This window comes from Streptomyces palmae (assembly GCF_004684805.1).
Classification (GTDB): Bacteria; Actinomycetota; Actinomycetes; order Streptomycetales; family Streptomycetaceae; genus Streptomyces; species Streptomyces palmae.
Genome location: NZ_SRID01000322.1, coordinates 1 through 8,040 on the forward strand (window position 1 = coordinate 1; position 8,040 = coordinate 8,040).

Sequence of the window (8,040 nt, forward strand, 5' to 3'; positions counted from 1 at the left end):
CCCCCAAGGCCCGTACCGGCAGCCTCGAGCAGTGGCGCCGCTACGCCCCCGAGTCGGCCGCCCGCTTCCCCCTGCACCATCTGGCGGTCCGCCGCGCGCTGGTACGCCAGGAGGCGGCCGGGCCCCACGCGCTCGCGGTGCTGGACCGGCAGCGTGCGGTGCCCGAGGGCTACCGGCTGCTGCCCGCCCACCCCTGGCAGTACGCCATGCTGGGCGACCACCCCGCCCTGCGCGCCGCGCTGGCCCGCGGCGACATCCTCGACCTGGGACCCGGCGGGCGCGACTTCGCCCCGACCGCCTCGGTGCGCACCCTCTACGACGGCCGGGACTTCCTCAAGTTCAGCCTCCAGGTGCGCATCACCAACTGCCTGCGCAAGAACGCCGACTACGAGCTGTCCGGCGCCGTCGCGCTGACCCGGCTGCTGGAGCCCGCCGCCGCCGACCTGGCCGCCCGCTTCGACGGCTGCGAGCTGCTGCGCGAACCCGCCTACCGCACCCTGGACCTGGGCGACCGCCGGCTGCTGGAGGGCTTCGGGGTGATCGTCCGGGAAGGGCTCGCCGCCCGGCTGCGCCCCGGGCTGACCGCGCTGCTGGCCGCCGCGGTCGCCGACGAGTACCCGACCGGGCCCGCCCATGTCTCCCGGCTGCTGGACGGCGCCGGCCCGCGGGCGGCACTGGCCTGGTGGCAGACGTATCTGCGGCTGCTGCTGCCACCCGTGCTGGCCGCCTACTTCGACCACGGGGTGGTACTCGAACCCCATCTCCAGAACGTGCTGATCGGTGTCGACGGCTCCGGCGCCCCCCGGCAGGTCCTGCTGCGCGACCTGGAGGGCACCAAGCTGCTGCCCGACCGGCACCGAGCCGCGCTGGCCGCGCTGCCCCGCGCGGTGGCCGGCCCGCTGACCTACGACCCGGCCCGCGGCTGGGACCGGGTCGTCTACTGCCTGCTGGTCAACCACGTGGCCGAACTCCTCGCGGCACTCGCCGACCTGCACCCGGAGCTGGAGCCGGAGCTGTGGACCGCGGTGCGCCAGGTGCTGGCCGAGCGCTGCGCGGCACACGGCCGCCCGCCGGAGCTGACCGCGCTGCTGGCCGGCGCGCCGCTGCCCGCCAAGGCCAACCTGCTCACCCGCTGGGCCCGCAGGGCCGACCGCGACGCCGGCTATGTCCGGATCGCCAATCCACTCGCCCCGGAGCTGCTGTCCGAGGCCGCCCGCACGGTGGCCGACCACTGACCCGGTACCGCCGAACGCCCGAGGAGCACCCCGTGATCACCGAACCGGTCGCCGCACTCGCCGGCACCCTGGCCGACGACGGCCTCCCCGCCTACGTCTACGACTTGGGCCGACTGGCCGAGCACGCCGCCGCCGTACGGGCCGCGCTGCCCGCCGGCGTCGAGCTCTACTACGCGGCCAAGGCCAACCCGGCCGCCGAGATCCTGCGCGCCCTCGCCCCCCATGTCACCGGCTACGAGGTGGCCTCCGGCGGCGAGCTGGCGCATGTCCGCGGTACCGCCCCGGAACTGCCGCTGGCCTTCGGCGGGCCCGGCAAGACCGAGGCCGAACTGCGGCTCGCGCTGGACCTGGGCGTACACCGCTTCCATGTGGAGAGCGAGTCGGAACTGCGGCTGCTGGCCGCGCTGGCCGCCGAACGGCCGGACCGGGCCCCCGCCGAGGTGCTGCTGCGGGTCAACCTGCCGGCCGGCGACCGGTCCCTGGACGGGGCCGCGCTGGCCATGGGGGGCCGCCCCAGCCCGTTCGGACTCGACCCGGAACGGCTCACCGCCTGCCTGCCCCTGTGCGCCGGCCCCGCCCTGCGGCTGCGCGGCATCCACGCCCACCTGGCCAGCGGCCTCGATGCCGCCGCCCAGCTCGCCCTGGCCGAGCGGATCACCGGCTGGGCGCGCGACCTGGCCGACCGGCACCGCCTGCCGCTGGACGAGGTGAACCTCGGCGGCGGCATGCACGTCGACTACCGGCGGCCCGGCAGCCGCTTCGACTGGGCCGGCTACGGCACCGGGCTGGCCGAACTGGCCGACCGGCACCCCGGGCTGACCCTGCGCGTCGAACCGGGCCGGGCGCTGACCGCCTACTGCGGCTGGTACGTCACCGAGGTCCTCGACGTACGGCACAGCGGCGGCGAGGCGTTCGCGGTGCTGCGCGGCGGCACCCACCACCTGCGCACCCCGGCCGCCAAACAGCACGACCACCCCTTCACCGTGCTGCCCCGCGAACACTGGGACCGGCCCTGGCCGCGCCCCGGGATCCACGGCGAACCGGTCACCCTGGCCGGCCAGCTGTGCACCCCCAAGGACGTACTGGCCCGCCGCGTCCCGGTGCCCCGGCTGCGGGCCGGGGACCGGATCGCCTTCGCCCTGGCCGGCGCCTACGCCTGGAACATCTCGCACCACTCGTTCCTGATGCACCCGGCGCCCGCCTTCTACTACCTCGGCTGAGGCCCCGGCCGGGCTGGCGCCTCCAGACGAGGGAGGAACCGCGCGAGCGGCCGCGCGCTCACCGCGGAGCACCCAGGGCGCGCACAAAGCGCTGCTCCGCGCCCGCCGGCCGGTAGCCGAACCACCGGTTGACGGCGAGCATCGGGCCGTTCCCGGTGTCATTGCCGGTGTAGGCGCGGGTGCAGCCGGCCGCGCGGGCCAGGTGCAGCGCGTGGTTCTTGGCGAGCTTGGCCAGGCCCCGCCCGCGGTGGGCGCGCCGGGTGCCGGTCATCCGCGACAGGCAGCCCCCGCGCCCGTCGGTGTGCACCAGGGAGAACGCGACCACCTCCCCGCCGACCAGGGCCACCGTACTGAGCGAACGGTCCAGGTCGGGGTCGTTCCAGTCCAGCGCGAGCCAGTCCTGATAGGGCATCGCGTCCACCGCGATGTCGTTCGGCTCGTCACGGACGGCCTCGTTGTTCGCCTCGTACAGCGGCCATGGATCGCCGGTCAGCCCGGTGGCGGGGCGCAGCTCCACCCCGGGCGGCGCGGGGGCGCGCGGCGGCAGCGCGCCCTCGGTCAGCTCCAGGCTGAGGTAGCGGGCGGTGCGCAGCGGCCGGTAGCCGCAGCGCCGGGCGAAGTCCAGCGAGGGCTCGTCGGTGAGAGCCCAGGTGAAGACCTCGGTGGCCCCGAGCCCGGCCAGATACCTCTCGGCCTCGGCGAGCAGCGCCCGCCCGGCGCCGCGCCCGCGCGCCGCCGGGTGCACCATCGGGTCGGCGAAGGACTGGCCCGGCACGCTGCTGTCGAAGGCCAGTCCCACGCTCGCGCTGCCCACCACCCGCCCGTCCAGCTCCGCCACCAGCAGCCGGTAGCGCTGCGCCGACGGGGAACCGACCACCGACCAGGCGGTGCCCGCGGCGCTCATCACCTGGTACGGCCGGGTCCGCCGGCGCACCTCCAGCAGGGCCTCGGCGTCCGCCGGGCGGAAGTCCCGGATCCGCGGTGTCGTCACGGTGGCGGCTCCTCTCCGGTCAGACGGCCAGCTCGCGCAGGTACCGCCACTCCTCGGCGGCCGGGCGGTAGCCGAACCACTGGTTGATCGTCAGCATCGGCGCGTTGCCGGTGTCGTTGCCCGCGATGGCCTCGGTGCAGCCGGCCGCGTGGGCCAGGTGCAGCGAGTGGTTCTTGGCCAGCTTGGCCAGCCCGCGCCCCCGGCAGCCGCGCAGGGTGCCGGTGCCGCCCGACACATAGCGCCCCCGGCCGTCGGTGAGCCCGATGCTGTAGGCCGTGACGACGCCGTCCACCAGGACGTAGGAGGTCAGCTCCGCGCTGCGCTCGGGCCGCCGCCATTCGGCCGCCAGCCACTGCTCGTAGGAGCCGGGGTCCGGGCTGATGTCGCCGGGCTCGTCCCGGCCGGCCGCCGACTCCGCCACGTAGCAGGGCCGCGGGTCGGCGGCGAAGTCGGTGCCCCGGCGCACCTCCACGCCCGGCGGCAGCGGGCCGAGCGGCGGCAGTCCGGCCGTCGTCAGGTCCAGCCGCAGGCACCGCGAGCCGCGACCGCGCCGGTAACCGCGGCGCTCGGCGAAGGTGGTGCTGGGGCGCTCGTCCAGCGTCCAGCTGTACACGGTGCCGGCGCCCAGCCCGGCCAGGTACTCCTCGGCGCTGTGCAGCAGGGCGGTGCCCACGCCCCGGCGGCGGTGGGCCGGGTGCACATGGACATCGGTGAAGGCCCGGCCCGGCCGGTGCCGTTCGGTGTCCTCACCGGTGAGGACACCGGTGGGGGCAGAACCCACCACCAGCCCGTCCGACTCGGCCACCAGCAGCCGGAACCGCTGCTCGGCGGGGGCGTTGCGCACCTCCCAGGCGACGCCCTCGGCGGTGGTCACCCGGTAGGGCCAGGCCGCACGGCGCGCCTCGGCGACCGCCGCCGCGTCCGAGGCACGGAAATCGCGCACGATCAACGTCATGAGGTCGCAGGTTACGTCCTGGTACGGGCTCGCGCCGCCGCTTTTCGGGCAGCCGATGGCCGGTTGTCGACGCATCCCGGGCGGCGGGTCGGACGTCCCGGCGGGCGTTCGGCCGGGCGCCGTACCATCGCCCGCCGGACCGTGGCCGACAATGGGAGGCGGTTCCCGGGCTCTCGGCCTCCCCGCCGCGCGACATCGAGCGAGCGGGTCCTGAGAGCGGCGGGTACCTCCATGCCGCGCAGACGACGGGAGCTCCACCGTGGCCCTGACGATCGAGGTCGACCCGCACTCGCCGACCGCTCCGTTCGAGCAGATCCGTGAGCAGATCGCCGAGCAGGCGCGGGCGGGCGCGCTCCCGGTGGGCTACCGCCTGCCGACGGTACGCGGCTTCGCCGAGGAACTCGGGCTCGCCGCCAACACCGTGGCCAAGGCGTACCGGGCCCTGGAGGCGGACGGGGTGATCGAGACCCGGGGGCGCAACGGCACCTTCATCGCCGCCGCCGGGGACGCCGCGGCCCGTGAGGCGGCCGGCGCCGCGGCGGCGTACGCCCAGCGGGCCCGGCGGCTCGGCCTGGACCGGGCCGCCGCGCTGGCCGCCGTCCAGGAGGCACTGCGGGCCGCCTATCCCCAGGACTGAGCCCGCCCGTGCCAGGCACGTCTGATGGCCTGAACCGCAGGTGAGACCGGAAAGGTCAGAGGTAGAGCCCCGGGTCGGCCGGTTGGGCCGGTACCGAGGCGGGCGTGGTGCCGCGGCGCAGCGCGTACAGCTCCGCCAGGGTCGCCCCGTCCCGGCCGATGCCCTCCTCCCGTCCCAGCCAGTGCACCGCCTCGCTCCGGCTCAGCGGCCCCACCTCGATCCGGGCCAGGCAGCGGCCCGGCCGGACCACGGCCGGGTGCAGCCGCTCCAGGTCCTCGTTGGTGGTCACCCCGACCAGCACGTTGCGGCCCTGGCCGAGCAGCCCGTCGGTGAGGTTCAGCAGCCGGGACAGGGCCTGTCCCGCGGTGTGCCGGGCCTCGCCGCGGATCAGCTCGTCGCAGTCCTCCAGGAGCAGCAGCCGCCAGCGGTTGCCCCCGCTCCCCTCGTCCTCGCCGATCGCGATGTCCATCAGATAGCCGACGTCGTTGAACAGCCGCTCCGGGTCCAGGACGCAGTCCACCTGGCACCAGTCCTGCCAGCTGCGGGCCAGGGTGCGCAGTGCGGAGGTCTTGCCGGTGCCCGGCGGTCCGTGCAGCAGGAGCAGCCGGCCGGCGATGTCGTCCGGCACCACCTTCATCACCCGGGCCATCGCATCGGCCACCGGCGCACTGTAGTTGCCGCGGATCTCCTCCCAGGTCCCGGCCGAGATCTGCCGGGTGGTGCGGTAGGGGCCGCGGCGCGGGGAGACGTACCAGAAGCCCATGGTGACGTCGTCGGGCTGCGGCTCCGGCTCGTCCTCGGCGCCGTCCACCGCCTTGCGCAGCATCTCCTCGGCGAGCTCCTCGCCCACCGCGGTCACGGTCACGTCCGCACCCCGGTTCCACCGTGACACCAGTACGGTCCAGCCCTCGCCCTCGGCCAGGGTGGCGCTGCGGTCGTCGTCCCGTGCCGAGCGCAGCACCGTGGCGCCGGGTGGCAGCAGGGTCAGCCCGGACCTGACCCGGTCCACCGAGCGGCTGCGCGCGTACGGCTGCTCGCCGCTGGCGAACCGGCCCAGGAACAGGGCGTCCACGACATCCGCGGGGGAGTCGCTGTCGTCCATGGTGAGCCGGAGCGGGAGGGCGGATTCGGTCGGAGTGGTGGGCAGGATCGGCCTCCTGGGTTCAGGACTGCGGTCGGCACACATGGAGCACATGATCCGGCACCAGCCGCCCTGGCGTACATGTTTTTCCCCGGCGTGGGGCGGGCAATACCCGGCGCGGCGCACCCTGGTGCCGCCCGCGGGGTCGAACCGGTCCGGTCACCTCCTCCTGACCTTCGTTCAAAAGTTCTATCAACCCGCATAGATAAGAGTCTTGGCGGCGTGACATAGGCATGTCATTATTCCGGACGGCGGTGTGACGTGGCAGACATTCCACGGCCGGATGTCCCCCCGATTCTTTCGTTCGATCCGCCAGAAGCAACCTCAGCCACCCCCTGCGTACGGAGGTCCGATGAAACTGCCCCGCTTCATGCCCAAGCTCGTGGGAGCAGCCGCGTCCCTGGTGATGGGGGCGACGCTCGCCCTGACCGGAACGGGCTCGGCCAACGCGGCGGCGACCGCCGGAACCGCGTACGTGGCCCTCGGTGACTCCTACTCCTCCGGCGTGGGATCCGGCAGCTACGACAGCGCCAGCGGTGACTGCAAGCGCAGCTCCAAGGCGTACCCGGTGCTCTGGGCCAACTCGCACGCGCCGTCCAGCTTCAGCTTCACGGCCTGCTCCGGGGCGGTGACCGGCGACGTGATCAACAAGCAGCTGGCCCCGCTCAACAGCAGCACCACCCTGGTCAGCATCAGCATCGGCGGCAACGACGCCGGCTTCGCCGACGTGATGACCACCTGCATCCTCAGCTCCGACAGCGGCTGCATCGACCGCGTCAACCAGGCGCGCAGCTACGTCTCCAGCACGCTGCCCGGCAGGCTGGACGCGGCCTACAACGCCATCCGCGCCAAGGCGCCGAACGCCCGCGTGGTGGTCCTCGGCTACCCCCGCTTCTACAAGATCGGCGGCAGCTGCATCGTCGGGATCAGCGACACCAAGCGGTCCGCCATCAACAACGCCTCGGACCTGCTGAACTCGGTCATCTCCCAGCGGGTGGCCGCCCACAGCGGCTTCACCTTCGCCAATGTCGCCTCGCGGTTCAGCGGGCACGAGATCTGCTCCGGTGACGCCTGGCTGCACAGCGTCAACTGGCTGAACATCGGCGAGTCCTACCACCCGACGGCCTCCGGTCAGTCCGGCGGCTACCTGCCCGCCCTCAACGCCGTCTCCTGAGGCGTCAACGCCACCGCGCGCGTGATCGAGGAGGCCCCGAACGTCGGCACCGGGGCCTCCTTTCGCGCGTCCGCCGCGAAACCTTCGTCAACACCCTTGACGGAGAGGTGAATCCGCTACCAGGGATACGCGGGTGACGCTTCGGGGAGGTAGGGTTACTCTGCCCGGGGCGGGTGCCCTCGTACGGGTGGGGAGTGTCATGGAGCAGATAACGGTTCGGAGCAGGCCACGGGTGCCTGCCATCAGTTGCGGGAGCGGTGCGTCCAGTGCGCGCCTCGACCGCCATCTCGCGGTGCTGAGCGGCCCCGCCATCCCGCGCCAGAAGGCGGAGGGGGCCACCATGCTGATGCAGGAGCTCACCGCCCGAGACCGCGCGCGGGTCAGGGAGAGCCGTGGTGCGACGGTGTCGCTGTTCGCCCCGTTGCGGCGACTGCGGCGTTCCCTGTTCGGCAACCACGGCTGAGGCCCTCGGGCCACCGCCAGTCGCGTTCGAGTCCTTCGAGCATCCCGGGCACCAGGGGAGAGCCGGCCCCGCTCCAGCCGGTTGTTCCGCGCTGTTCCGCCCGGGATGCGTCGTCCCGCGTCCAGGGGATGTCCCTTGCGCGGGAGGCTCATCCATCCCGCGGGAGCACGGCTCCCGCGGGCTCTTCCCCTGCCCTGACCCAGCCGAAGCCTGCTGTCCCTCCC

8 protein-coding genes are annotated in these 8,040 nt (G+C 74.0%); 5 read left to right on the top strand and 3 right to left on the bottom strand.

The genetic code is table 11. The features are described 5' to 3' along the window. Together E4099_RS25375 and E4099_RS25380 are read left to right on the top strand one after the other, a co-directional pair. Window positions 1-1,235: IucA/IucC family protein (locus tag E4099_RS25375; protein WP_135341440.1), on the top strand; the 1,235-nt coding region annotated here is incomplete at its 5' end. Window positions 1,236-1,270: 35 nt separating this feature from the next. After that, on the top strand, window positions 1,271-2,455 hold the full coding sequence (locus E4099_RS25380) for a type III PLP-dependent enzyme (RefSeq protein WP_386390179.1): 1,185 nt from the start codon (window positions 1,271-1,273) through the stop codon (window positions 2,453-2,455). A gap of 58 nt (window positions 2,456-2,513) precedes the next feature. Here the strand turns inward: E4099_RS25380 and E4099_RS25385 are convergent, their stop codons facing one another. After that, complete coding sequence (locus tag E4099_RS25385) at window positions 2,514-3,446, bottom strand: GNAT family N-acetyltransferase (protein ID WP_245245148.1); 933 nt, start codon at window positions 3,444-3,446, stop codon at window positions 2,514-2,516. 19 nt (window positions 3,447-3,465) lie between these two features. Beyond that, window positions 3,466-4,401 (bottom strand): GNAT family N-acetyltransferase, encoded by a 936-nt coding sequence (locus E4099_RS25390; RefSeq protein ID WP_135341441.1) that lies wholly within the window; start codon window positions 4,399-4,401, stop codon window positions 3,466-3,468. A gap of 259 nt (window positions 4,402-4,660) precedes the next feature. Between E4099_RS25390 and E4099_RS25395 the strand changes: the two genes are divergently transcribed. Continuing rightward, window positions 4,661-5,038: a GntR family transcriptional regulator gene (locus E4099_RS25395; protein ID WP_135341442.1), complete on the top strand. Its 378-nt coding sequence runs from the start codon at window positions 4,661-4,663 to the stop codon at window positions 5,036-5,038. A gap of 55 nt (window positions 5,039-5,093) precedes the next feature. Here E4099_RS25395 and E4099_RS25400 read toward each other — a convergent pair whose 3' ends face one another. Then, the gene (locus E4099_RS25400) at window positions 5,094-6,224 is read right to left on the bottom strand and encodes a DUF5925 domain-containing protein (protein ID WP_135341443.1); all 1,131 of its coding nucleotides are present in this window, start codon (window positions 6,222-6,224) and stop codon (window positions 5,094-5,096) included. Between the two features lie 307 nt (window positions 6,225-6,531). Here E4099_RS25400 and E4099_RS25405 point away from each other — a divergent pair, with 307 nt between their 5' ends. Both E4099_RS25405 and E4099_RS25410 read left to right on the top strand, forming a co-directional pair. Further along, window positions 6,532-7,353, top strand: coding sequence for an SGNH/GDSL hydrolase family protein (locus E4099_RS25405; protein WP_280923525.1), 822 nt, complete (start codon window positions 6,532-6,534; stop codon window positions 7,351-7,353). A gap of 199 nt (window positions 7,354-7,552) precedes the next feature. After that, window positions 7,553-7,816, top strand: a complete 264-nt coding sequence (locus E4099_RS25410; protein ID WP_135341444.1) for a hypothetical protein — start codon at window positions 7,553-7,555, stop codon at window positions 7,814-7,816. The last annotated feature ends 224 nt before the right edge of the window (window positions 7,817-8,040 follow it).